This is a genomic window from Verrucomicrobiia bacterium, from assembly GCA_035460805.1.
In the GTDB taxonomy this organism is placed as follows: domain Bacteria; phylum Patescibacteriota; class UBA1384; order CAILIB01; family CAILIB01; genus DATHWI01.
This window is the reverse complement of sequence record DATHWI010000073.1, coordinates 13,276-37,277: the sequence shown is the minus strand read 5'-3', so window position 1 is coordinate 37,277 and position 24,002 is coordinate 13,276. Positions and strand designations below refer to the sequence as shown.

Below are 24,002 nucleotides of genomic sequence, written 5' to 3'. Positions count from 1 at the left end.
AGATTAAAGTGAAGGCTGAAGAAAATGCTCGTCATGTGTCCACCTCCTATTGGCGAACGGTCGGGGCCGGTTTCTAGGCGGCAAGAAAGTTAAAGCGGCAGGAATCCTACCGCCCACGATTCGTAGCCGTAACAGCGCTCTGTATCGACATGGGTACTCAGGTTTGTGCGACTTCCGCGCCTAAACCGAATGCTCATATGCTGCTCGCCGTCGATCCCTTTAGGATGCTCACCAGCCCAGAAGTCTCCTGGGCATCCCAAGCGCAATGTTTCGATGTATGGCGAATCCGGCGGGATCGGAGCCACAAAGTGTGAGTGAGTTAGCATGAGCGAAAAGAAGTGAGCAGCGCAGAGCGGCAGCATACCAAGCTGCGGCGCCACGGTAGCGACAGCACGTGAGTTCCAAGATTGAAACAGAACCCCGAGATTCACTGGCATGGCCAGATAGTCGCCAAGGGCTTCTTCTTCAAGTCGTTCAATGAGTGGTACAAGGTGAGGATAAACCTGTCTAGGTCCATTCTCTCCCGCGCAGAGCTGCTGAAAAGTTTCTTCATAGGTTGGGTTTTTATTTCCACCAATCTGTAGAGAGATACTTTCCCGAAACTCGTGAATGTAATGGGCTGTAATATGGGGATATCCAGCCGTGTACGGATCTTGAATGCCGTAGCGTTTTCCCAAAGCTGAAACCTTCGCCATGAGGCAGAAAGCTTCAGCGCCTGGCATGACGAAGGCTGGCTTCTTGTAGGGAGCTAGCGCTAAGGGGTCGTAGACTAGCTCGGGCATCATAGCCGAGAACTCATTAGCCTGTGTCTCCAGTGATTTGAATTCGGCTCCTGGCACATAGCCAAAGCCATCAAAGTTTCGCTGAAAGAGAAGGGGGTTTTGCCTTAGCTCATCTGGGATACTAACAATTCTTTCCACGGGGTCTCCTATCACGTGCATCTGGATGCATCAAGTTGTCGAGGTGCTAGCCGGACTTTAGCAAAAGGATAGCTTGAAGTCACTATCCAGAGCCTATTTCATTACTAATTTCTCAAGGCCTGATTCCCACTTCAGTACAAAAAAGAGTCAAACACGGCGAGGTGTTTGACTCTTTCTTGGCAGGCCCTGAGCGAATCGAACGCTCAACTGCGGTTTTGGAGACCGACGTTTTACCACTAAACTAAGGGCCTATGGATGCATGATACTTTCTGTGACAGTTGGAGCACAGTACGGAGCATTTATTGATTTCTTCTATTATACGCTCCTTTTTCCATGATTTTTTTCGGGCAATCCCTCCAATTAGAGCCTTCTTTTGCGCAGGATCCCTGTGGTGAAAGTCGAGACACCGTGGATGGTTCTCTCCGCAAACCTCGCAGGAAAGATTCGCTTTTATTTCTTCTATAAACCGTACGAGCTCCATTCTCCTCGCTAAAACTTTAGCTTTTGCGTGCTCAACATTTCTGTAGTACCAGAGACGACGGTACTCGCGGAGCTTATCTTGATTATTTGCGCGCCATTCGGGAGTAGACATATAGGGAGGATATTATATGTAGACTCTAAATCAATGGGTTGTCTGGAGACACTGGCGGCATTATACTTTCACATAAACCAGAACAGCTGGCAATCACATTATTGAGCACGTAGTGCAGACAATGTTTTTACCAGCTGTATCAAACTACTTTGTAACGCTCGTCTCTTTGAACCAGACATGCTTACGAATGCTCGGATGGAAAAGACGAAGTCGGAGCTTTTCCTTAAGGTTCACCTTGTTCCGCTCTGTTTGGATGCGGATCTGGGGAACAGCCTTATCTTCCGGCACCACGTAGACCCAAGAGCGGTTTCCCTTTTTGGCCATGAGGTGTTCCTGTTAGGAATGGATAAATTTGAATACTTTTTTGGTGGGCAGACTAGGATTCGAACCTAGGAAGGCATACGCCAAGAGATTTACAGTCTCCCCTCGTTGACCGCTTGAGTATCTGCCCACATTTGGAGCCCCCTGTCGGATTTGAACCGACGACCCATTGTTTACAAAACAATTGCTCTACCCCTGAGCTAAGGGGGCCCAACGACGGATTCAATTTTTTTTGGAGCCCTTGACCGGGATTGAACCGGTGACCTCGTCCTTACCATGGACGCGCTCTACCAACTGAGCTACAAGGGCCTGAGTGAGGATTGCACTGCGCAAGCTCGCTTGCAGCAGGGGAATCCGAGTGAAGGTCTTTGTATCTCGTAGAGATACAAAGGACGTTGAGTAGGTAAGGTGCTTATTTGGACTTATCCCGAGCGAGTCCTTGACCGCGTAGCGGTACAAGGGCAGTTGTACGCAAACTATTGAAGAACCCTCAACCAATTGCCTAGACACCATACCACAGATCTGGCAAACCAGTCCAGCACTTGCCTCGGCAAGAAGCCGGCTTGTATACTGAATCAAGCAAAGACCGTCAGTAAAGGGAGGGCGCGTGGCTACGTATACTGATCCGACGACAATTATTTCGCCTGGAAAACTAGATCCAGTCCAGCCAGCCAGCCTGGTTATGCTTGTGGGAGGCATTCTCAGCCTCCTCGTAGCGGGTGGTTTCTTTTGGCAAATCCATTCCACCAAGGCACAATCCGCTGTTGTCCAGACCGAGATCACTAAGAAACAGGCTGAACTGGCTGCCTTGCAGCCAACTGCCGATGAGCTTAAGGCTCTCTCTAAACAAGCCCAGGGCCTCCACACCGTTTTCGATACTCAGAAGCGCTGGCCATCCGTTCTCGAGACCTTTGCCAAGCGCCTCCACAAAGACTTGGTGGTTACCAGTATCCAGGCTACCAACAAGGGTGTTGTTTCGGTTTCTGGCACGGTCCCGGACTACACAACCTATGCCAAAGTCTTCCGAGCCTTTACTGATACAGAAGGGCAGAAGTACTTTTCAGCTGTGCGTCCCGTGTTAGTGGCAAAGGTAGTCGATGCGGATACCGGGCGCAATTACGTGTCCTTTTCGTTCACGTTGACACTTCAGCCTCTGGTCATTGACGCAGGCAGTCTCAAGCAGGTAATTCCAGCTCAATAATATGGCCTCACTCCAAAACCAATCTGGTTCGTCGAACAAAAATGTTCTTCTTGGTGGCATCGTCCTTCTCCTTTTGGGAGTAGGTGGGAGTTACCAATTCCTTTCTCCTCAGTTGAAGGTGGTACGTGCTAGCTTGGCTGCCAACCAGGCAAACCTTAAGGGCTTGGAAAGTGATGTGGCTGCCCTCAGTACGGCCCGCCTGCAACTCAACCAAGTCAAAGAGCGTATGGAGATAGAGCGCAAAGTGGACTTTAGTAAGGTCAACGATGTCTACCCGCGCACAGAAGATATGCCGGGTCTCTACCTGCAGCTTGAATCCCTTATAACCCAGGCGAACACCCTTGGTGTAAAGGATGCTGCCTACCAAGTAGGGACGCCAGTTATGGATAGTACGGAAAACGCCGTCCGCATTCCAGTATCAATAACAGGCACGGGCACCTACGCTAACCTCCTGGCTTTTGTCACCAAACTGGAGCAGAACTTGCGCCCATTGAGCCTGGAGACCTTTAACCTTGCGCAGGCTGTTGATAAGGAAAAGAACCAAGCGACAGGACAGTTTACCTTGAATGCCGCGGCCATTGTCCGTGCGGAGACGCTTTCTGCTTCATTCAGCCCTGTAACGAAATAAGGAGACACTATGGCTCGTCGTATTACTCCAGCGCTTATATCGGCCATCCTTGTCGGGGCAGTTGTATTGGGTGTAGTTGGTTTCCAGGCTTACCTCTATATGGCCACTACCCCAGCGGAAGTTCCCGCAACGGCCCATGCATTTGAGACACAGGTCATTGCTACTGAATTGGACCCACAAAAAGAGAAGGGTGTGTTTGCACTCACCGTCCCCCTCACCACCACTACTGCAGCTACTAGTGGCGGCGTGAATTACAGCCCAAGTGAGTTGGGCAAGGTTGATATTACCCGAGCAGGAAATTAAGAAACCGGCCTTGGCTGCGCCCACCCTTCCCGTTATTGACCTTAAGGGCCGGACTATTGATCCGGCTGTTTTGAAGCGTGTCTCGTTCGACACCATGAAGCGCTTCCAAGTAGCTGCCTTTGAGGAAAATGAAAAAGAGCTCAAGCTTGCTTTGGTGTACCCTGAGCAGTTGAAACAGGGCTTCTTCACGGCGCTTAAGGACATGGAGGGCAAAGTGGGCCGGACAATCCGCCTTTTCCGAACCGACCCCCAGAGTTTTGCCAAGGTACTCAGCTCGTACCCTCACCCCACGCCCCCGGTTCCACCTAAAGCGCCTGACATCCCTAAGAAGGATGTGCCGCAGCAGGTAACCCCTCAAGAAAAACCCGAAGAAAAGAAAGAAGAAAAGAAGCAGGAAGAGCCCGCAAAGAGGGTGGATGTTCCTATTACATCCTCCACTTCGTCACCGGCCACCAAGAAAGGGGAGGATGCTACTCCGGCTCCGCCGCTCTTCAAGTTAGGACAGTCAGTTGCGCTGAACTACCTGAAGCGAGTGCCGTTAGATTACGCCGAGACCCACCGCTTAGTAAGCGTGGATTTCTTCCCGCCAAAGAGCTATTGGTTTGTGACTGATGGCCAGAACATGGGCCAGACGCAAAAACTGGTCAAAGAAATTGAGAAGAGCAACGATATCACGGTGCATCTCATTAAAGTTGAAGAGAAGCAGCTTGATGACCTGTTGGCGTACTACGCCAATAAGTTGGACGAGGAGAAAAAGAAACAAGAAGAAACCAAAAGGAAAGAGCAGAGCCGCATGGACCTGAAAGGGGAGACGCAGCCTGAAGAACAAGAAGTGGAGAAGGTCCTCAATGCTGACGTTACCGTCCCTGATGTTCAGGCCGCAATCATCTCCACGGAGGAAGAGAAGGGAGGGTTCGCAGGGCTTTTCCAGCGGGTCGCCCATAGCTTTGGCACGGGCAAGGTAGAGGAAGTTGTGCAAGACAGTGTGGAAGAAGACAAGGAGAAGTTGGAGAAATCAGCCCCGGTAGAAAAGCCAAAAGCAGTGGCACCGGATACAGGCGTCTCTTCCCGCTCCGCCGCCGCGCCTGCCGAGATGGTAAAGCCTGTTACCCCTGACGCTTCCGTACCTGCCGCACCCGCTCCTGCGCCCAGCGCACACAGTGACGAGGAGGGGGATATTGGAAAGCTCTTAGAGGGCGTAGTCAATACGGTTGACGAGCTTAAAGAGCACGTCAAAAAGGGCTTCATCCCACGTATTGTGGCTGCAGTAGTGTCATACGCTATTCATGAGAAGGCCTCCGACATTCACGTTGAATCATTTGACGATGAGGTGCGTGTCCGCTTCCGTGTGGACGGCCAGCTTATGGATATCATCAAGCTGCCGCCAGATGTTCATGCCGCCATGGTAAGCCGTATCAAAATTTTGTCACGCCTCCGTTTGGACGAAACACGTATCCCGCAAGACGGCCGCTTTGACGTAAGTTTCAATGATGCCCAAGTAGACCTTCGTGTCTCAGTCATGCCAACGGTACATGGTGAGAAAGTGGTAATGCGTATCTTGGACAAGTCCAAGGGTATTACCTCCTTGGAGAAGCTGGGCATTGAAGGCCTGGGCTACCAACACCTTATGGAGGCAATCCAAAAGCCGTTCGGTGTCTGCCTTGCTACGGGGCCAACTGGTTCTGGTAAGTCTACAACGCTGTACGCCATCCTCAACCGCATCGCCACGCCAAACGTAAACGTGGTCACCTTGGAAGACCCGGTTGAATACGAAATGAAAGGCATTAACCAAGCGCAAATCCGCCCTAAGATTGGGTTTACCTTCGCGGAAGGCTTACGCTCTGTCCTTCGCCAAGACCCGAACATTATCATGGTGGGTGAAATCCGCGACGGTGAAACAGCCAATATGGCAACCCAGGCCGCCCTTACCGGTCACTTGGTGCTTTCCACGCTGCACACCAACGACGCTGCTGGCGCCATCCCTCGTTTAACCAACATGGGGATTGAGCCCTTCCTTATTACGAGTTCGCTCAACGTGGCGTTAGGACAACGCTTGGTGCGTAAAATCTGCCCTCACTGTAAAAAGGACATCAGCCTCCCACCAGGTTTCAAGGCGCAGATTGAAGCGGATGTCGCAAAGATCGCCCAGCTCAACCCAAGTGACGCAGCCCGCCTGCCAAAAGAGGTGAAATTCTACCAGGGTGTTGGCTGTGAAAAGTGTGGTGGCAAGGGCTACCTGGGTCGGATGGGTATTTACGAAGTGCTTACCATGACCGAGCCGATCAGCGAGCTTACCTTAAAGCATGCCCCTAACTCAGAAATCCAAGCCCAGTCCCAAAAAGAGGGGATGCTTACCATGTACCAGGACGGCCTTATTAAAGTGGTGAATGGCGTTACCACTCTGGACGAAGTGCTCCGCGAAACATCTACTAAGTAGTCAGTACTCGTCTCCGCGTAGTACACTAAAGATATGCTTCAGCAAACCTCACTCAATCAGGAATTCGCCGCCCTTCTGGACTATGCCCTGGAAAAGGGTGCGTCCGACATCCATATTGTTGGGGGCATTGCTCCTACTATCCGTGTCGACACGCAGCTCCTCCTCATGGATGGCCCTGCGTTTACACCAGAAAAGGCTACCGAGATCATTTCTGGGTTCATTGGGCCTCAAATGTACGAGCGCCTGACCAGTACGCGCAAAGAGCAGGACTTCTCCTTTACGTACCGCGATCTCCGCTTCCGTGCCAACGTGTTCTTTACCCGCAGCGCACTGTCCATTAGTTTGCGCCTCTTGCCAGCAGCTTCCCGCAACCTGGAAGACCTTGGTCTCCCAGCGGTGGTCAGCAAGCTCATCCAGCGCAACCAAGGGCTGATCATTATTGCCGGGCCTACTGGCCACGGTAAGTCCACTACGCTGGCCGCCATGGTGAACCAGATTTCCGCGGAACGCAGGGGACACATCATTACGATTGAAGACCCTATCGAGTACATCTTTGAACACAAGAAGAGCATCGTTACCCAGCGTGAAGTAGGGAGCGATACACCGTCTTTTGCCTCTGCCCTGCGGTCAGCCCTCCGTGAAGACCCGGATGTAGTGTTGGTGGGTGAAATGCGCGACCTGGAAACCATGGAAGCCGCACTTCAGTTGGCTGAAACCGGGCACTTAGTCCTTACTACGCTGCATACCAACTCCGCTGCCCAGTCTGCAGACCGTATCATTGACGTGTTCCCACCGCATCAACAGTCGCAGGTCCGCACCCAGTTGTCAGAGGTACTCCTAGGTATCGTTTCTCAGCGCTTGCTACCTAAGGTGCAAGGTGGCCGTATTATCGCCACTGAAATAATGGTGGCAAACTCCGCTGTCCGCTCCCTCATCCGTGAAGGAAAGACCTACCAAATTCCCAACCTTATCCAGACCTCTGCTGCCGAGGGTATGGCCAGCCTCGACAAGTCCTTGGCCGAGCTGGTGAACAAAGGGGAAGTTTCCGTTGATGACGCCCTTGCCTGGTCCCTGGATCCAAAGGCACTTAAGATGATGATCTACTAAGGACAAGGTTCCCTGCATGGTCCAGAACTATAACTACCGCGCCCGAAACAAAGAGAACCAAGTAGTTGGGGGTATTGTTCAGGCTGTCAGCGTAGAAGCAGCCAAGAAGATGCTGCAAAAGAATGAGCTGACGCCCATCTCAATTACCATCCCAAAGACGGTGGCGGACTTCCTGCCATTCCTCAACCGGGTTACTCTAAACGACCGCACCCTCTTTTCCCGCCAGTTGGCAACCATGATTGAGGCGGGCCTTACCCTTTCTCAGTCAATGCGATTGCTTATCCGGCAGGCGCGCAAGGGCAAGTTCCGAGACGTAATGGAAGGTGTGCTTAACGATATCCAGGACGGCTTTAGCTTCTCTAGCGCCTTGGCTAAGTACAACGATGTCTTTGACCCGGTTTTCATCAACGTTGTCCGCTCAGGTGAGGCAACAGGTAAGCTTGAAAACGTTCTTTCCCAGCTTTCCACCAACATGGAAAAAGATGTGAAGATCCGTGGCAAGATTAAGGGCGCCCTTGTCTATCCGGCCTTCATTATGGTGGCCATGGTGGGCGTAGGTGTGGTCATGATGGTCAAGGTTATCCCGCAGCTTCGTGACCTTTTCCTTTCCTCTGGCAAAGAACTTCCACTTTCCACCCGCACCCTCATTGCGGTCTCAGACTTTCTCATTCACCGCTGGTACCTGGTTATCCTGATCCTGGTAGTGGGAGGGTATGCGCTTCGTGCTTTCCTTCAAAGCGAGGCTGGCGTGCGGTTCTTTAGTAAGTTTTCCCTCCGCATCCCTGTCATGGGCAAGATCGTCGAGGAAACCAACATGGCACGCTTCGGCCGTCTCCTGAGCCTTCTCTTAAGCTCTGGTGTCCCACTCCTTGAAGCGCTGCGCCTTATTAACGATTCGTTTACCAACCGCCTGTACCAGCGCGGTATCCAAATTGTTGCGGAACAGGTTGAGCGTGGTATCCCCATGAGTACACCTATTTCTGACAACCCAATCTTCCCGCTCATGGTAGGACAGATGGTTTCAGTGGGTGAGCAGACCGGAAAAATGGACGAGGTCATGATCAAGCTGGCCGAGTACTATGAAGCAGAAGTCGACAGTAAAGTGTCCGGCCTCTCTAGCCTGATTGAGCCAATCGTGATTATCATTTTAGGTATTGGCGTGGCGGGTTTGGTGGTTTCCATTCTCCTTCCTATCTACCAGATTAGTACGAGCGTTTAGGGCTTGCGAACCCTAAAAGGGAGGTAAATATTTCGCTACCTGTTGACGGCTTCAAACGCCGGTCACATAATAAATGTATCAAGTTATTATCTAGACCTAATAAGGAGGATCTAATGCGCATCCAGCGCGGTTTCACACTCATTGAGCTTCTGGTCGTGATTGCCATCATTGGTATTCTCGCCACGCTCGTTATTACGCAGCTTTCCGGTGCCCAGTCCCGTGCCCGTAACTCAAACGCTAAGTCAGACATTTCTCAGGCAGGTAAGGCTGTTGAGACTTGGAAGACTACAAACAACACAGAGTTGGTTCCAAACAGCAGTACTGCTGATGGTGCTACTAACCTATCCACTGCAGCAAACGGTACCGTTACTGCCGCTGAGGGTTGGACAACGCTTTTCAACACTGCTAGTACTGGCTTCCCAGTGCGCATTAGCAAGAACCCTTCTGTGAGCCACGTGTACACATACCAGACAAACGCAGTTACCGCTGGTGACGCAGATGCTTCATTTGGTACTGCCACCGCTACTAACTACTGTGTAGGTACTACCGTAACTACCAGTACAGCTGCCCCTGACGGCGCATTCTTCGTCATGGATGGTGTGTCTGCCAGTAAGGCCAATGGTACAACTACCATTACCTACGACAACGCTGCCACTCCTTGTGCCTAGTTTGATTGTTTAGGGAAAAGCCCGGGCATTGCCCGGGCTTTTGGTTTAACGGGGGGAGTTGGTATATACTAGTTAGGCAATATGAGTAAGAGATTCCCTATGTCATTCAAGCGCGGCTTTACCCTTATTGAGCTTCTTCTTGTTATCGCTATTATTGGTATTCTCGCCACGCTTATCATTACGCAGCTGTCTGGCGCGCAAGCCAAGAGTAGGAACGCCGCTGCAAAGTCAGACATCTCCCAAATGGGAAAGGGGATTGAGTCATGGATGGTAACTACTACGGTTGCCGTAGAGCGTGCTGCTAACAGCCGCGCTACCACTACCAACGTGCCGCTGACCCGCATTAACGGTACAGGTGCTGGTGCTACATGTACCGTGGGTGTGTACACTCAAAATGCGACCTGCGGCGGTTGGGCTAGTTATTTTAACTCAGCCACGGGTGCTTATCCCGTCCGAATCTCTAAGACTCCTTCATTCGCCCATACCTATGGGTACGCTTCATCTGTTGTTATTGCTCCTGCCGCTCCTCCTACGGTACCGTTCATAGCTTCACAGGTGACCTCTCAGAACTATTGCGTGGGTACATCGGTAACAGACTCCATTACCGCTCCTGACGGTGCGTTCTATATTAAGGATGGCATTTCTACCTCTAAACCGGCCGGTACGGTAACAGTTGATTATGTAACTGGCACCGCTGCTTTGCCGCAGACCAACCCCTGCAGCTAGGGGTAGGCAGCAACCCCATGCGTAAACCCGCCTTTACCCTTGTAGAGCTGATGATCACCGTGGCGATCATCGGCATACTTGCGGCTATTGCCTCGGTTTCATACAGCGGGGTCCGTACCAGGGCGCGTGATGCGCAGCGGATTAACGACCTTAACCAAATCAAGGTCGTGCTCTCTACGTATTACGCAGCGCAAACACCGCAAGTGTATGTCAGTGCGCCTTCTGCCGTTACGGTGGATGGCTCTACCGACGCGCTCTCCCTTGCGCTGGAGCCCAATTACATCCGTGAGATGCCGGTTGACCCTTTGAATACGGGAAGCAACATTTATAAGTACCAGTCAGCCAATAGCGCCAAGGCCTTTACGCTCTTTGGCACCTTTGAGAACAAAGAGAATAAAAAAGGATGGAACGGTGGTTCCGTTTGGGTGGTGGACGGGTACCGTGTACAAAACGATTAGAACCCGGACCTGCTCTTACTGAAGTCGATGCGTCCCGTTTCAGGGTTAAGAATGAGGAATCGCCCAATAGGGGACTCGGGAACCGCCGCAATATAGCCGGCGTTTTTTAGTTCCTCCAGGTTCTGTGGGTATGCGCCTTTGTCCTGCTTGTATTGCTCGGCAAATTGTTCCAGGTCGTAGACCACTTCCAGGTGGGCATACCAGCGCGCAGCGCGCTCTTTTTCAGATTCATCCTTGGCATTCTCAAATACAGCTTTCCAAAAAGCCTGGGCAGCCAAGCGGTCGGAAAGCGAATCATCGACGGAGGCTAAGGCTACGCCTGCCAGCTCGCGCGAGGCGAGGGGGGCGCCTGGCTCACGTGAAGCCTTATCGTAAAGTGCGCCTGCCTTTTTGTAATCTTTCACATTCAGATGATAAACGGAGGCCAGGTAAAACGTGAGAAGCCCATCGTTAGGGATTGCGGTTTGTGCCCGCTCTCCCATGGTGACCGCAATGGGCGTCTGTCCCATAAACGGAAGTACCACCATGCCAAACTCATACGCGTAAGAGAACTTGGGGTCTAACTCTGTAATGGTATTCACCACTGCGCCTAGCGACGGGTACTGGCCGTAGGGGTTCCCTTGGCCAAAGTACTGGATGCTCTTCAGCCACAAAAGGTCTGCCATGGCCCCGCGTTGGTTGATGCTAAGTGCTTTGAGGGAGGTGAGTGAGGGAAGGGCAGGTTCTGCCAAGAGGATGGCTGCTTTCTTCTTTTCCTTTTTGTAACCGGCGGATGCCGTATCAGACATACCCTGTGCAGAGGCCAGGGAAGTGAGCGCCAAGAGCGCGATGGCCCACGTTGTGACCCGGGTTTGTTTCACTTAAAATTCACGCTTACGGATAACCTGGGTGGTGAGGAAAAGTGCCAAGCCGGTATATACCGCCCAGTACCCAATGGTCCACATTACCTGTGACGATCCCAATGGAATCCCGTAGAGGGTAGCGGCACGGATATCAAATTTTTCTAAGTTGGGAAGTATGTAGTAGCAGGCGTTAATCACACTAACCAAGGCACTGCCTTGCTCCGCTAGGAAGTCGCGCAGCAGGGTGAGGGAATGCCCAATAATGTAAAGGGCAATGCTGTAGAGCGAAGCATTAAGGGGAGCGGTGAAGCTGGCAAAAAGTTGGGCCAGGGCAATGAGGAGGGAGATTTCCAAAAAGGAAAATGCCAAGTTGGTGACCGCAGGAAGGACAAGGCTTTTTTCCGTAAAGAACACCCCCATAAGGAAGAGTCCACCTAGAATGACTAGCGTAGTAAGAAGGAGGAAGATGAGGCCCACGTACTTGCCGAGCACGTACTGGCCGCGGGTAATGGGCTTGGGGAACAGGAAGTAGACCGTCCGCTTGTCCAAATCTTTCGTAATGGAGTTGGTGGTGACAAAGATGAGGATGAACAGCGTAAAGAGATGGATGGTGGCCAGTCCAATGTTATGGAGGATGCGGGCGTTTTGACCCAAAGACACCGTACTAAGGAAAAAGCTTAAAGCAGTGACGAGTGCCGCAATGAGGAATACGCCATACAGCAAGCGCTCACGGATGAGCTCTCGGTAGGTGTTTTTTGCAATGACCCAAATAGGGGAGAAGAGGCTGGTTCCGGCCATGGTAGGGGTTGTCTTACGCTTCATCGTTCACCTCCACGAGGCTGACAAATACATCTTCAAGGGTTTTGCCTTTGGGAATGAGCTTCTTCACCGTGTCAAAAGCCTTAAGCTCTCCTTTGTCCATCACGGCAACCCGGTCACTCATAAGCTCTACGTCGCTTAGGACGTGGGAGTTAAAGACAATGGCGGCACCCCGCTTCTTGATGGCGAGAAGAATCTCCCGCATACGGATCCGCCCAATAGGGTCCAGGCCGTCCATGGGCTCGTCGAGGAAGATGAGCTCCGGTTCATTCATAAGGGCTTGGGCAAGGCAGATGCGCTGGGTCATCCCTTTTGAGTACCCGCCAACTTGGCGGTCTGCCGCATCCTTGAGGCCGACCAGTGCTAGTAGTTCATCGGTACGTTCCAGGATGATGGGGCGGGGCAGTTGGAAAAGCTCGCCCACATAGACAAGGAGCTCCCGGCCAGTCAGCTTGCTGTAGAAAGAAGGGGTCTCCGGCATGTAGCCAATACGGCGGCGCACTGCCACGTCATCGGCAGTACTGCCAAAAAGGGAGATGGTACCGGAGTCGGGTTCCAGTAATCCCAAAATCATTTTGATGGTAGTGCTCTTGCCCGCACCGTTCGGGCCAATGATGCCCACCACTTCACCGGGCTTTACCGTAAAAGACATATCCTTTACTGCGGTGAATGTGCCAAACGTCTTACGGATTTTCGTTACTGAGAGGGGAATTGCTTGTGCCATGTGCGTAGGGTAGGTTCTCCCCAAACTATACCGTAGAATAAAGGGAGTATGCCAGATTCTTTTTTTGTAATTGCCGCAGCGGTGCTGGGAGCAGTCATTGGCTCCTTCCTTAACGTAGTCATTCTACGCGATAGCAGGCGAAGTACCATCCTCACCGGGCGCTCTGCTTGTATGCACTGTGGGCATGAACTTTCCTGGTATGAGCTCATCCCTCTCTTGAGTTTTGTCATGCAAGGCGGCCGCTGCCGGAAGTGTAAGAAGGCTCTGAGCTGGCAGTATCCGCTAGGTGAGTTAGTAGTTGCTGCTCTGGCTGTTTTCGCCCTGTGGTACGGCTATTTTCTCAATGGCAGTTGGGTGTTGGCTGCAGGGGTGTTCATTGTCCTTGCCACGTTCTTTGTCTTAAGTGGGACGGACTTCCGCACAATGGAAATCAGGCCGGAGTACACCATCTTTGCTATGGTTGTGGCTGCTCTTTCGAATGTCCTTTCAGGAAAGATGACACTTACCCAGGTGGCCCTAGGTGCTGCAGTGGGTGTGGGAATTATCCTCTTTCTGACATATGGGTGGAAATTGCTTACGGGAAAGCTGGGTATGGGGGAGGGGGATGCCTGGATTGTCGCGGCCGTAGGTGCGTTAGTTGGTTACCCCGCTATTTTCCCAGCGCTCTTTGCGGCGGTACTACTGGGGGCGGTGGTGGGGGTAATAATTTTGGCCCGTTTGGGTAGGACAGACGACGTGGCCATGCCTTTTGGGCCTTACTTGGCTATGGGTGGCCTTATTGCCTTGGTCTGGGGGCAGGCCATTATTCAGTGGTATACTATGGGTATATGAAAGGGGTACGTGCTTTTACCATTATCGAGTTGAGCATTGCCGTTGCTGTGGCAGCCATTATTGGTATGGCTGCAGTTTCCCGGTACAGCGGGTATCTTCAACTCCAAGAATTCCGCAGCGGGGGCCAGCAGATTGCCAATTGCCTTCAGCGTGCAAGTCACCAGGTAAGGGCAGGCTCTACGGCCAATGTCCCAAGGTTTACCCGCGCAACCATAACCAGTTACCCAGGGACACCCAAAGTGGAGTGCATCGTTGAACCCTATGCTGCTATCCAGGCCAGTGACGGCACCGAGCTCTTGGTCTCAGAGTTACTTGCTGGTGTTCCGGCGGAAGGTGTCTCCGGACAACCTTTCCGTGCAGATAACAGCATCCTCAAAACGAACGCCATTGTGCGGGTAGTATTTGGTGCCTTGGAAAACGGGATGCCGGTGGGGCTGTCTTCAGCGGGTATCGCTATCAAGCAGCCGGATGCCCCAGGTGCTACCTATGTGCCATTGGGCCGCGGGTTCACCCTGCCTGAGGGGACTACTACCATTCAGATCAATAGCCAATCTATTGATGCATGCGGTGTCATCTCCATGACCAACTTAGGGCTGCCTGTTAAGTTTCAAGAGTTACCGGAGACATCATGTTAAAGCGGCCCGCCTTCACCCTTCTGGAAACGGTCATTGCTTTGGCACTTGCCGTGGTGGTTATGGGTGCGGCAGTGAGTGCAAACCGCGCAGTACAGCGAAACGCTGCTGTTACGGAAATGCGTACCCAGCAAGAAGCGTTGGTACAAGATGCCGTGGACATGATTACCCTGACGCACAACGCCTTGCGGAGCGCTACGCCCGCCCAACCGCTCAGTGACGCATTCTTGCCCGTGACCCTAACGGCCTCGCCTGTGCGCATCGCACCGTACCGTACCCGCCCTGGCTCCCAGGCTTCAATTACTACTACCCATCCTATCCACCTCCTTTGGTGCGCTTCTGGTAATCCGGGTTGTGCAGGTTTGGTGAGCCCAGCCGGTCCCACAAATGCCTCCTACACCATGAGTAGCGCCCTTAATGTAAGTGAGGGTGAGGTGATAGCCGTTCGCAAGGGTGTTCCATCTGCGCTGCAGAATTTTATCGTAGAACCCCAGGTGTACGATTTTACCTACCTACCTACCACGGGGACAAATACCACCACTTACTTTGCCAGTGACTTGAACCACCAGAAAGACTGGGATTTCTACCGACGCACTATCTCTATTGCTACTTCCACCTCGTACACTGGATACTCCCTCACGGTTGCCGTGTGGCCTATCTTGGGTGGCGTGGATCGGAAGGGTGAAGCCGTTTCCCAGACACTCGTTCTCACTAACCACGTCCCAGGCACTGGCCTGGCTGTCCCGCCGCCGGGCGGCGGAGGTGGTGGAGGTGGCGGTGTCTGTCCTACTCTTCCAGTGCCATGTAGCGTTGACCCAAATACCGTGGAGCCAGCGCCATAACCATGAAACGCAAAGCCTTTACCCTCATTGAACTTCTTATCACCGCCCTGCTTCTCGTAGTGGTGGCAGGTTACTCCGTGGTCATATTTTCCTCAACGGTGGGGATGTACCAGCAGACGGATCAAAGCAACGGTGCTGCAGTTCAGATTAAGCAGTCACTTGATATTATTGGCCGTGCCTTTGCCCAGTCGTCCAAGACCGCGCCGGTAGTTATCCTCAATGCTAATACGGCTGCCACGACAGGCAATATCCTTGTCTTCACCAGTATCGTGCCAACCACCGCTGGGGCTGCATCCTCGGCAGTGGAGCAGCGTGCATACTGTGTGGTGGAAGTGGGCGCGGGGAAATACCGTTTGGCAGAGTTCATTCTTGCAGGCACCTATAACAATTCAACTTCTTCTCGTTTCTGCACCGCAATTGACCTCGCTAACGCATTTCCTGGCACAGTAACCGGCCCTACCTACCTGACCGACGCCACCACAAATGTGACGCGTTTCATTGCGCTTCCTATTCAATATGGCTCAACGACCCCCAGCCCTGACCCATCCGGCATCCGCCTCACTATGACCAGCATGTACGACCCTGCGATCAGTGACTCAACCTTTACGGAGCGTGCCGATACTATTAAGACGCTCCCACTTACCGTGGAGCGCACTGCTTACCGCAACCTCCCCAATAACACCGTTCCGTTTAGTGGACTCTAATGAAGCGCATACTCTCACCAAAACGCGGGGCTTCGCTCCTCATCATGCTTCTCCTGCTCTCCGTTGTGGGAGTCATGGTGCTGGCGGGTAGCAGGGCGCTCTTAGAGTCTGGCCGTGCTTCTGCAGTACTTTCTACGCGGGATGAAGCTTTGGATACCGCCAACATCGGCATTCAGGAAGGCTTGAGTTACATTGGGGCTGGCTCGCTGACGGATGGTGAATATGGCAACCGTACGGACAAGACTTCCGTGGGTACCACGTATACCCTCTATCCGTTGCGCCGCGGCTTTACCCGTGACGCTTCTGGCTTTTGCTCAGTGCAGACTTCTGCGCAAACTCTTGCCGCCAGCACAGCAGATAGGACTTGTCCCTACTACGACATGGCCATTAGGAACCGCGTGGCCTACACTTCTGCCCCGGCAGCTGTGCTTTCGAGCCGGGATATCCCATCGGGCACTGCGGTGCTCATCCCGTTCCGCTCCAACTTCGCTTCGTTCACAGTGGGTGTTGGTGTGAGTGTGAAATACGCCATCTGCACCTCTTCTACCGTATGTGAGGCAGAACAAACCCCTGCCGGCGCCTTCTCAGTAGTTGGACGCAATGACGCCCGCTACCTGCGACTCGTCTTTACGTACGTGGCAGGTCCTAGCCCAATCACTCTCCTCAACCTCTCCTCAACCAGCGGACAGACCGTGATGGGGAAGGGGTACACCACGGTGGATGTTACGGGTTATTCCGGTGAGACGCGTGTCCGCCTCATCCATACGGTACGTGCAGGGATCCCGTACCTGAGCGAGACTACCGGTGTCTTTGATGAAAACGGTGTCCTTAAGTAGTGCTTTCTGCTAGAGTATCGCGGTATGCAACCTGCTGACCGGCACAAGCCTGTTTTACTTACTGAAACATTGGAAATCCTCCAGCCCGAACGAGGGGGGATTTTTGTTGATGCCACACTTGGGATGGGTGGCCATAGTGAGGCCATGCTTGAGTGCGCAGCGGAAGCAAAAAAAGAAATACGGTTGATCGGGATTGACCGCGACCCCTATGCACTTGAGTTTGCAGAAGAGCGGCTAGGGGAGCGCGTACAGTACTTCCAGGGGAACTATAGTGAGTTGTCATTTTTGCGCACCAAGAACATTGCACCTGCAGTGGATGGCATCCTTATGGATATTGGCGTTTCCAGTTATCAGATTGATACACCTGAGCGTGGGTTTTCTTTTCAGCACGATGGTCCATTAGACATGCGCATGGACCAGGATGAGCAAGCCACGGCAGCCAGCATTCTTAATAGTTGGCCTGAGCATAAGTTGGCTGAGATTTTCTTTACGTACGGGGAAGAGCGGTTGAGCCGCAAAATCGCCAAAGCAGTAGTTGAGCGTCGGAGGAAAGAGCTTTTTAAGCGCACCACTGATCTGGCGGAATTTGTGACTGAGCTTTACCATCCAAGCCAGCGGCATAAGCGCCCGCACCCAGCAACACGCGTATTCCAAGCTCTTCGTATCGCCGTGAATAAGGAGCTAGAGCACCTAGGGGAGGCAATTCCTGATGCACTTAGTCTTCTGGCGCCAGGTGGAATACTCGCCATTATTACCTTCCATTCCCTAGAGGACCGCATTGTAAAATACGCCTTCAAAGGTGCTGGCGAAGAGTTCCAAATCCTTACTAAAAAGCCACTTGTAGCTGGCCGTGAGGAGCAGGTGAGCAACCCGCGGAGCCGCAGCGCCAAGTTACGGGCCATCAAAAGACTTGCATAACAGGTTCAGACTCGCTATAAGCGGGTATGCTGGTTATGGAGGTTTTGTTTGCAGAGACTATCGTCTTCCCGTAGATTTCAACTCGCCATCGGTCCCGACGTGGACATCTTTCTCAAGGATGCGCCGGTGGACCGTCGCAGTAAGCATCCCATGGAATTCTGTGGCCGCAGCCGCACCCGGCCACATGTGTGCACTACCCTGCAGGTTATCGGCAAAGATGCCGTAGACCGTGCAAAAAGGTGCGTCGCCCTCAGTTTGCGCGAGGTACCACAGCAGAAAGCATTTGGACTCCCGTATCTCGATGAGACCAAGGAGTACCAGTCCAGTGACCCTGCCAATCTCACGAAACTGCAGTTCCTCATTGCCAGTCCGGAATATGTCCAAAACCGGCGCGGCGTGAAGATTCATGGGTATGTGTGTTACGAGGGCCGGACCATTCCGGCGCACGTGCACATCACCCCAACCCGTCAAACGCTGATGTTCTAAATCGCACTCAAGCCTCGCCATCCCGGCGAGGCTTTTTCAATTGAGCAAACTGACTATTTCCGGTAACCTGTTGGGTATGAGCATCCTTACAATACATACCGATGGTGGAGCGCGTGGCAACCCGGGTCCTGCAGCAGTAGGAGTCGTTCTTGAGAGTGGAGACTTTCACCTAGAACACGGGCGCCACATTGGGGATGCAACAAATAACGTTGCGGAGTACACAGGCGTCATAGATGCGCTTGATAGGGTCGCGGAGCTAGAAATTCCAGTCACAGAACTTCATTTCTTCCTTGATAGTGAGTTGGTTGTCCGACAGATCCTCGGGCAGTACCGGGTAAAAGAAATTACGCTGCAGGCGTTGCACGCGGAAGTACTTAAGAAGCTTCGCGCCACAGGCCTGCCATACCGATTTACCCACGTCCGCCGAGAGCAGAACAAGCTTGCGGACAAACTCGTCAATCAAACGCTCGATGGAGTCCTTCACTAAAAACCTAGACAACTCGAAACCCTTATTCCCGCAAATTGAAGAGCAAGTCCTCTCTTTTTGGCGCGATGAAAACGTTTTCGAAAAATCCGTTACCCAGAATGAAGGGGCGGAACCTTTTGTGGTGTACGATGGCCCGCCAACGGCCAACGCCAAGCCGGCGCTGCACCATACCCTCCCAGGCTCTTTTAAAGATGCAGCCGGACGGTACATGACCATGCGGGGCCGCTATGTCCCACGTCAGAGTGGTTGGGATACGCATGGATTGCCAGTAGAAGTACAGGTAGAAAAAGCCCTGGGCCTAACGGGAAAGAAAGAAATCCTCAACCTTGTAGAAGGGGACGAAAAAGCTTCCATTAAGAAGTTTAATGAGATTTGCCGTGAGAGCGTATGGGAATTCAAGCAGGATTGGGATAAATTCCTGCCTCGTTTCGGCTACTGGCTTGACCAGGAAAACCCTTACATCACCTACGAGCCTTCTTATATAGAGGGCGTGTGGTCTGTCATGAAGCAGGTCTGGGACGCGGGGCACATGTTCAAGGACTACAAGGTGCTCCCATACTGCCCACGGTGTGGGACAGGGTTGTCTGCCGCTGAAGTTGCCCAAGGCTACCAGGACGTTAAGGACGTATCTGTGTACGTAACGTTCCCAATAGTGGAGAAGCCAGGTGTTTCCTTCCTTGCCTGGACAACTACGCCATGGACGTTGCCTGGCAATGTGGCACTGGCGGTTGGTTCAGAAATCGAGTATGTGGAAGTGTTGCAGCATGGTGAGGCAGGGGAGACCCGGCTCATTTTGGCCAAGTCACGCCTGTCTGTTTTGAGCAGTGACTATGAAATTACCGCTGAATACACAGGACTTGATTTGGTTGGCCTTACCTACGCGCCACTTTACGCAGAGCCTTTGGCAAACGTAGAGGGTAAAAAGTACCTGGTTGTTCCAGCTGGCTTTGTTACTACAGAGGATGGCTCAGGCATTGTGCACACTGCGGTTATGTATGGTGAAGACGACTTTAACCTAGGCAAGGCCGAGGGGCTTGCCCGTGTGCATACGGTAGACCTGAGTGGTCACTTTAATGAGCTGGTACCGGAATTCACCGGCATGTTTGTTCGGGATGCCCTTGTCCCTATCCTCCGTGACCTCACGGCTAAGTCCCGTCTCTACAAAAAAGAGACCATTACGCATAGTTATCCACATTGTTGGCGCTGTAAAACCCCGCTTATCTACTACGCCAAAGACTCGTGGTACATTGGCATGTCCAAACTCCGCCAAGAGCTCATGGATAGTAACAATGATGTCACCTGGATTCCTGACCACGTGAAAGAGGGTCGCTTTGGCGACTTCATCCGTGAAGCCCGTGATTGGGCAATCTCGCGTGAGCGTTTTTGGGGAACCCCGCTTCCTGTTTGGGTTGCGCCAAGTGGGGCAATGCTCTGCGTCGGTTCGTTTGAAGAGCTGCGTGCGTTAGCTAAAGACCCAAGCCAGGTTCCACCCGACTTTGACCCGCACCGTCCATTCATAGACGACGTGGTCTTGGTAAAAGACGGGGAAGAATATGTACGTGAGCCATATGTCTTAGACGTCTGGATTGACTCGGGTAGCATGCCGTATGCGTCTGGCCGGAAAGAGCAAGGCCTTTTCCCTGCGGATTACATCGCGGAAGGTGTGGATCAGACCCGCGGATGGTTCTACAGTATGTTGGCCCTGGGCACATTGACCCAAGGCATGTCAGCCTACAAACGGGTAGTCTGCTTTGGGCACCTGGTGGATGAGCAGGGGAAGAAGATGTCCAAGTCCATTGGGAACATCATCAAGCCGGAAGATATTTTCAACGAATACGGTGCCGATGCTTTGCGTTGGTACCTCTTCACCCTCAACGCGCCTGGTGAGACCAAGTCGTTCAGCACTAAAGATTTGCAGACTGCGTACCGGAACACCCACATGTTGCTCATGAATATCGTGAGCTTCTATAAGACGGGTGCAGAGTTGAACGGGTTCAGCGTCCCGTATGCCGATGAGCGCATGGCGGCCCGCAAAAATGCCAAGAAAAACGTAGACAAGTGGATTCTTAGCCGCCAAGCTCAGACCGTTACGGAAGTGACGGCGTACTTGGATGCCTTTGACTACCTGCGGGCTGGCCGGACCATTGCCGCCTTTGTGAATGACCTCTCTACCTGGTATCTCCGTCTTTCCCGCAAGCGCACGGACAACCTTTTCTTCACCATCCTCTACGATACCGCCATGCATGCCATAGCTATGCTGGCGCCTATGACTCCGTTCCTGACCGAGCATTTGTTTAACGAGCTCCGTCATGAAAGTGACCCTGTTTCCATCCATCTCGCCAAGTGGCCAGAGCAGCCATTTGGTGCGAACTCTGAACTTGAGAAAGAAATGGCCCGTCTCCGCTTGGCGGTCGAGCTTGGTCTTTCCGTCCGGTCCCAACATAAGATCAAAGTACGCCAACCTTTGGCGGAGGCCGTGGTTTCAGCCGCCGTCCCGTTCAGTGACGAATTGGTTGAATTGCTCATGGACGAACTGAATGTGCTCTCCGTCCGCCAAGGCGCGCCAACCGAAAACCTGGCAATGAGCCGCGAAGAGCAGGGGATTGCCGTTTCCCTTGACCTGGAAATCACTGAGCAACTTGCGTTGGCGGGCCGGGCGCGTGAATTCCAGCGAGTTGTGCAGAACCTGCGCAAGCAACTCGGTTGCCAGCCAGGCCAGTGGATGCAGCTCCTGGTTGCCCCTCAGCACCGTTCAGTCGTGGAAGAGTTGCTCACCGCCCAGCCTGGCATTGTGCAAGACGCGTACCTGGTGGTGAATGACCAAACCTGGGAGTCACTGCCGGAAACAGAGATCGAGCTAGAAGGTGAAACCCTTCTGGTGGGATTGCAACCTAAGGCCTAGCCTCTATGTGGAGCCGATTCAAAGCGCTCGACCCCTTCCTCTTTGTCCTGCCTGTCGTACTGATGACTATCAGTACGGTGGTTATCTATATCCTCACCTCTGATACGGCGGGGACTACGACCGCCTTCCGTCAGGGGCTCTTCAGTTTGATCGGCATCTTCTTTATGCTCCTTCTGACCTTCATCGATTACCGGGCTCTACGCGCCTGGTCGCCTTGGATATTCATCGCGGGCCTTGCGCTCCTGGGGGCGGTAGAAATTATCGGGTTCAACAGCTTTGGCGCGGAGCGCTGGATTGACTTGGGTATTTTCCAACTGCAACCAGGCGAGCTCATGAAATTCGTGCTCATCATTGGTTTGGCAGCCCTGTTGAGCCGGCGTATCCCGGCTTTTCCCTTCAGGGTTTTCTTCCAGGCACTCATCGTCCTGTTTGTGCCGGCTATTTTGGTGCTTATGCAACCGGACTTGGGTACGGCCATGGTGATTGTAGTATCAGGACTGGGCATCATGCTCTACAGCCGATTGCAAAAACTGCACAAGATCCTGTTGGTGACCTTCGTGTCCCTTGGGGCTATCGCTATTGTGCTCTCCTTTATGAATGTCAAACCATTTGGCGCCATCCTCAAGGATTACCAAAAGGACCGCCTGGCCAGCTTTGTGGATCCCAAGCGCGACCCAGGCAAATCTGGGTACAATGTGATTCAGTCCAAGATTGCCGTAGGTTCAGGTGGGGTGCTTGGAAAAGGCTTGGGGTATGGCAGCCAATCCCAGCTTAACTTTTTGCCTGTTGCCCACGCCGACTTTATTTTTGCCGGCATTGCCGAGGCATGGGGGCTCTTGGGTTCCTACGCCATTATTCTCATGTATGCCTTCTTAATCTTGAGAGTTTTGAACGCAGCGCACATAGCTCGGGATGAATTTGGCATGCTTATTTGCATTGGCTTGGCCTGCAAACTCATCTTTGAGGTGCTCGTAAATATCGGGATGAATATGGGGATAATGCCGGTAACGGGTATCCCGTTGCCCTTCCTAAGTTACGGCGGGACCACGCTGCTTACCAATGCAATGCTGCTCGGCGTGGCGCAATCAGTTGTGGTTCGGTATAAACGGTTGACCTTCGAACGCTAACCTGGTACTATACTTCGAGAAACCTATGCGGTCCCTTTTTTAATTTAGAGGGGACGCACCACAAGCAACGAGAAGTATCGCATGACGAGCGCGATTATTAAAACCGGCGGTAAGCAGTACAAAGTTACTGTTGGCCAACTGGTAAAAATCGAAAAACTTGACGCCGAAGTCGGGAACACGGTTACCTTTGACCAAGTTCTTGCTGTAGTAGAAGATGGCACAATGAAGATTGGAAACCCACTCATTGCCGCCCAGTCTGTTACTGCTGAGGTTGTTGAGCAGGGCAAGGGAAAGAAAATCCGTGTCTTCACATACAAATCCAAAAAGCGTCAGCGCCGCACCTTGGGTCACCGTCAAATGGTTACCACAGTTCGCATCAACGCGATCGGTGGCGCTAAGAAAGAAGCCCCTAAGGCTGCCGTAGCACAAGATGCTGCTGCACCAATTGAGAAAGCCCCAGTGAAGAAGGCTGTCGCACCTAAGAAGGTGGCTGCCAAGTAATCATCCATGAAGCTTATCTCATACTTCGAGGGTGTCATCTCCGAGCTCCGCAAAGTGAGCTGGCCTACAGTCCCTGTTGTTCTCAAGAACTTTTTCGCAGTGGTTGTCGGCGTAGGGCTTGCCACCGTACTCGTTGGTGCATTTGACTTCGCATTTATCAAGTTTCTTGGTCTCATCATCAAATAAGCACCATGGAAGAGCAGCAGAGTAATCCTCAGTTTGGACGCTCCAGCGGTAAACAGTCCGGTGAGCGTAACTGGTACGTTATCCACACGTACGCTGGATACGAAGATCAGGTGGCTCAAAGCCTCCGTCAGCGTATTGAATCGCTGAACATGGCCGACAAGGTTTTCGACGTCATGGTGCCAACCGAGAAGCAGATTGAAATCAAGAACGGTAAGCGCAAGGTCATCGATAAGAAAATCTTCCCTGGCTACGTAATGGTAGACATGGTAGTCACCGACGACTCTTGGTACGTCGTGCGTAACACCCCGAACGTTACTGGTTTCATTGGTTTCGGCGTCCGCCCTACCCCTATGTCGCCTCAGGAAGTTGATTCCATCAAGAAGCGTATGGGTCAGGACGAGCCTAAGTACCACATCGAGTTCCAACTTGGTGACCTGGTACAAATCACCGACGGCGCCCTTAAGGGCTTTGAAGCCAAGGTAGATGAAGTAGATATAGACAAAGGTAAAGTAAAAGTTCTTGTATCCATGTTCGGACGTGAAACTCCGGTTACCCTGGATTACCTGCAACTCAAGAGAATGTAAC

Annotated in this window: 28 protein-coding genes and 4 tRNA genes; 22 read left to right on the top strand and 10 right to left on the bottom strand. The window is 52.5% G+C overall.

Annotated elements, in window-relative coordinates:
* Window positions 1-89: 89 nt before the first annotated feature.
* The 7 genes from VLA04_02570 to VLA04_02540 all read right to left on the bottom strand — a co-directional run bounded on the left by VLA04_02570 (window position 90) and on the right by VLA04_02540 (window position 2,142).
* Entirely contained in the window at window positions 90-920 is an 831-nt protein-coding gene (locus VLA04_02570; GenBank protein HSI20567.1) for a hypothetical protein, read from the bottom strand.
* 177 nt (window positions 921-1,097) lie between these two features.
* Window positions 1,098-1,171 (bottom strand) — tRNA-Trp (locus tag VLA04_02565).
* A complete protein-coding gene (locus VLA04_02560) occupies window positions 1,162-1,512 on the bottom strand; it encodes a hypothetical protein (GenBank protein ID HSI20566.1) in 351 nt (116 codons plus the stop codon). Before VLA04_02560 ends, VLA04_02565 begins: the two co-directional genes overlap by 10 nt.
* Window positions 1,513-1,656: 144 nt before the next feature.
* Complete coding sequence (gene rpmG, locus VLA04_02555) at window positions 1,657-1,836, bottom strand: 50S ribosomal protein L33 (protein ID HSI20565.1); 180 nt, start codon at window positions 1,834-1,836, stop codon at window positions 1,657-1,659.
* 41 nt (window positions 1,837-1,877) lie between these two features.
* A tRNA-Tyr gene (locus VLA04_02550) sits at window positions 1,878-1,963 on the bottom strand.
* Window positions 1,964-1,968: 5 nt separating this feature from the next.
* Window positions 1,969-2,043: transfer RNA gene (locus VLA04_02545), tRNA-Thr, on the bottom strand.
* 23 nt (window positions 2,044-2,066) lie between these two features.
* Window positions 2,067-2,142, bottom strand: a tRNA-Thr gene (locus VLA04_02540).
* Between the two features lie 298 nt (window positions 2,143-2,440).
* On the opposite strand from VLA04_02540, the gene VLA04_02535 reads away from it, so the two are divergent.
* The 9 genes from VLA04_02535 (at window position 2,441) to VLA04_02495 (ending at window position 10,580) form a co-directional block, all read left to right on the top strand.
* Window positions 2,441-3,034, top strand: a complete 594-nt coding sequence (locus VLA04_02535; protein ID HSI20564.1) for a hypothetical protein — start codon at window positions 2,441-2,443, stop codon at window positions 3,032-3,034.
* Window position 3,035: 1 nt separating this feature from the next.
* On the top strand, window positions 3,036-3,662 hold the full coding sequence (pilO, locus tag VLA04_02530; protein HSI20563.1) for a type 4a pilus biogenesis protein PilO: 627 nt from the start codon (window positions 3,036-3,038) through the stop codon (window positions 3,660-3,662).
* Between the two features lie 9 nt (window positions 3,663-3,671).
* Window positions 3,672-3,965, top strand: a complete 294-nt coding sequence (locus VLA04_02525) for a hypothetical protein (GenBank protein ID HSI20562.1) — start codon at window positions 3,672-3,674, stop codon at window positions 3,963-3,965.
* Between the two features lie 10 nt (window positions 3,966-3,975).
* Window positions 3,976-6,402 (top strand): ATPase, T2SS/T4P/T4SS family, encoded by a 2,427-nt coding sequence (locus VLA04_02520; GenBank protein ID HSI20561.1) that lies wholly within the window; start codon window positions 3,976-3,978, stop codon window positions 6,400-6,402.
* 33 nt (window positions 6,403-6,435) lie between these two features.
* Window positions 6,436-7,509 carry a PilT/PilU family type 4a pilus ATPase gene (locus tag VLA04_02515; GenBank protein ID HSI20560.1) on the top strand — a complete coding sequence of 358 codons (1,074 nt, stop codon included), beginning with the start codon at window positions 6,436-6,438 and terminating at the stop codon, window positions 7,507-7,509.
* A 16-nt stretch (window positions 7,510-7,525) separates the two neighbouring features.
* The gene (locus VLA04_02510; GenBank protein ID HSI20559.1) at window positions 7,526-8,728 is read left to right on the top strand and encodes a type II secretion system F family protein; all 1,203 of its coding nucleotides are present in this window, start codon (window positions 7,526-7,528) and stop codon (window positions 8,726-8,728) included.
* A 113-nt stretch (window positions 8,729-8,841) separates the two neighbouring features.
* Window positions 8,842-9,396, top strand: coding sequence for a prepilin-type N-terminal cleavage/methylation domain-containing protein (locus VLA04_02505; GenBank protein HSI20558.1), 555 nt, complete (start codon window positions 8,842-8,844; stop codon window positions 9,394-9,396).
* Between the two features lie 81 nt (window positions 9,397-9,477).
* Window positions 9,478-10,122 carry a type II secretion system protein gene (locus VLA04_02500; GenBank protein HSI20557.1) on the top strand — a complete coding sequence of 215 codons (645 nt, stop codon included), beginning with the start codon at window positions 9,478-9,480 and terminating at the stop codon, window positions 10,120-10,122.
* Window positions 10,123-10,139: 17 nt separating this feature from the next.
* A complete protein-coding gene (locus VLA04_02495) occupies window positions 10,140-10,580 on the top strand; it encodes a prepilin-type N-terminal cleavage/methylation domain-containing protein (GenBank protein ID HSI20556.1) in 441 nt (146 codons plus the stop codon).
* Here VLA04_02495 and VLA04_02490 read toward each other — a convergent pair.
* From VLA04_02490 to VLA04_02480, 3 genes are read right to left on the bottom strand one after another with little or no spacing between them, the layout of a single operon-like run.
* The gene (locus VLA04_02490; protein ID HSI20555.1) at window positions 10,577-11,440 is read right to left on the bottom strand and encodes a hypothetical protein; all 864 of its coding nucleotides are present in this window, start codon (window positions 11,438-11,440) and stop codon (window positions 10,577-10,579) included. The two genes, VLA04_02495 and VLA04_02490, sit on opposite strands and share 4 nt — an antisense overlap.
* A complete protein-coding gene (locus VLA04_02485; protein ID HSI20554.1) occupies window positions 11,441-12,244 on the bottom strand; it encodes an ABC transporter permease subunit in 804 nt (267 codons plus the stop codon). It abuts the gene before it with no gap.
* On the bottom strand, window positions 12,234-12,965 hold the full coding sequence (locus VLA04_02480; protein ID HSI20553.1) for an ABC transporter ATP-binding protein: 732 nt from the start codon (window positions 12,963-12,965) through the stop codon (window positions 12,234-12,236). The genes VLA04_02485 and VLA04_02480 overlap by 11 nt, the downstream gene beginning before the upstream one ends.
* A 48-nt stretch (window positions 12,966-13,013) precedes the next feature.
* Between VLA04_02480 and VLA04_02475 the strand changes: the two genes are divergently transcribed.
* The 13 genes from VLA04_02475 (at window position 13,014) to nusG (ending at window position 24,001) form a co-directional block, all read left to right on the top strand.
* Complete coding sequence (locus tag VLA04_02475) at window positions 13,014-13,796, top strand: prepilin peptidase (GenBank protein HSI20552.1); 783 nt, start codon at window positions 13,014-13,016, stop codon at window positions 13,794-13,796.
* Window positions 13,793-14,431 (top strand): prepilin-type N-terminal cleavage/methylation domain-containing protein, encoded by a 639-nt coding sequence (locus VLA04_02470; GenBank protein ID HSI20551.1) that lies wholly within the window; start codon window positions 13,793-13,795, stop codon window positions 14,429-14,431. The genes VLA04_02475 and VLA04_02470 overlap by 4 nt, the downstream gene beginning before the upstream one ends.
* Window positions 14,425-15,270: a hypothetical protein gene (locus VLA04_02465; protein HSI20550.1), complete on the top strand. Its 846-nt coding sequence runs from the start codon at window positions 14,425-14,427 to the stop codon at window positions 15,268-15,270. Before VLA04_02470 ends, VLA04_02465 begins: the two co-directional genes overlap by 7 nt.
* A 2-nt stretch (window positions 15,271-15,272) precedes the next feature.
* Window positions 15,273-15,974: a prepilin-type N-terminal cleavage/methylation domain-containing protein gene (locus tag VLA04_02460; GenBank protein HSI20549.1), complete on the top strand. Its 702-nt coding sequence runs from the start codon at window positions 15,273-15,275 to the stop codon at window positions 15,972-15,974.
* The gene (locus VLA04_02455; protein HSI20548.1) at window positions 15,974-16,810 is read left to right on the top strand and encodes a hypothetical protein; all 837 of its coding nucleotides are present in this window, start codon (window positions 15,974-15,976) and stop codon (window positions 16,808-16,810) included. The genes VLA04_02460 and VLA04_02455 overlap by 1 nt, the downstream gene beginning before the upstream one ends.
* Window positions 16,811-16,834: 24 nt before the next feature.
* The gene (gene rsmH / locus VLA04_02450; GenBank protein ID HSI20547.1) at window positions 16,835-17,728 is read left to right on the top strand and encodes a 16S rRNA (cytosine(1402)-N(4))-methyltransferase RsmH; all 894 of its coding nucleotides are present in this window, start codon (window positions 16,835-16,837) and stop codon (window positions 17,726-17,728) included.
* A gap of 48 nt (window positions 17,729-17,776) precedes the next feature.
* The gene (locus tag VLA04_02445; GenBank protein HSI20546.1) at window positions 17,777-18,214 is read left to right on the top strand and encodes a hypothetical protein; all 438 of its coding nucleotides are present in this window, start codon (window positions 17,777-17,779) and stop codon (window positions 18,212-18,214) included.
* Between the two features lie 76 nt (window positions 18,215-18,290).
* The gene (locus VLA04_02440; GenBank protein HSI20545.1) at window positions 18,291-18,701 is read left to right on the top strand and encodes a ribonuclease HI family protein; all 411 of its coding nucleotides are present in this window, start codon (window positions 18,291-18,293) and stop codon (window positions 18,699-18,701) included.
* The gene (ileS, locus tag VLA04_02435; protein HSI20544.1) at window positions 18,685-21,603 is read left to right on the top strand and encodes an isoleucine--tRNA ligase; all 2,919 of its coding nucleotides are present in this window, start codon (window positions 18,685-18,687) and stop codon (window positions 21,601-21,603) included. Before VLA04_02440 ends, ileS begins: the two co-directional genes overlap by 17 nt.
* A gap of 5 nt (window positions 21,604-21,608) precedes the next feature.
* Window positions 21,609-22,730, top strand: coding sequence for a rod shape-determining protein RodA (gene rodA / locus VLA04_02430; GenBank protein HSI20543.1), 1,122 nt, complete (start codon window positions 21,609-21,611; stop codon window positions 22,728-22,730).
* A gap of 81 nt (window positions 22,731-22,811) precedes the next feature.
* Complete coding sequence (rplU, locus tag VLA04_02425) at window positions 22,812-23,231, top strand: 50S ribosomal protein L21 (GenBank protein HSI20542.1); 420 nt, start codon at window positions 22,812-22,814, stop codon at window positions 23,229-23,231.
* Window positions 23,232-23,237: 6 nt separating this feature from the next.
* Window positions 23,238-23,417 (top strand): preprotein translocase subunit SecE, encoded by a 180-nt coding sequence (secE, locus tag VLA04_02420; protein ID HSI20541.1) that lies wholly within the window; start codon window positions 23,238-23,240, stop codon window positions 23,415-23,417.
* A gap of 5 nt (window positions 23,418-23,422) precedes the next feature.
* On the top strand, window positions 23,423-24,001 hold the full coding sequence (nusG, locus tag VLA04_02415) for a transcription termination/antitermination protein NusG (GenBank protein HSI20540.1): 579 nt from the start codon (window positions 23,423-23,425) through the stop codon (window positions 23,999-24,001).
* Window position 24,002: the final 1 nt, after the last annotated feature.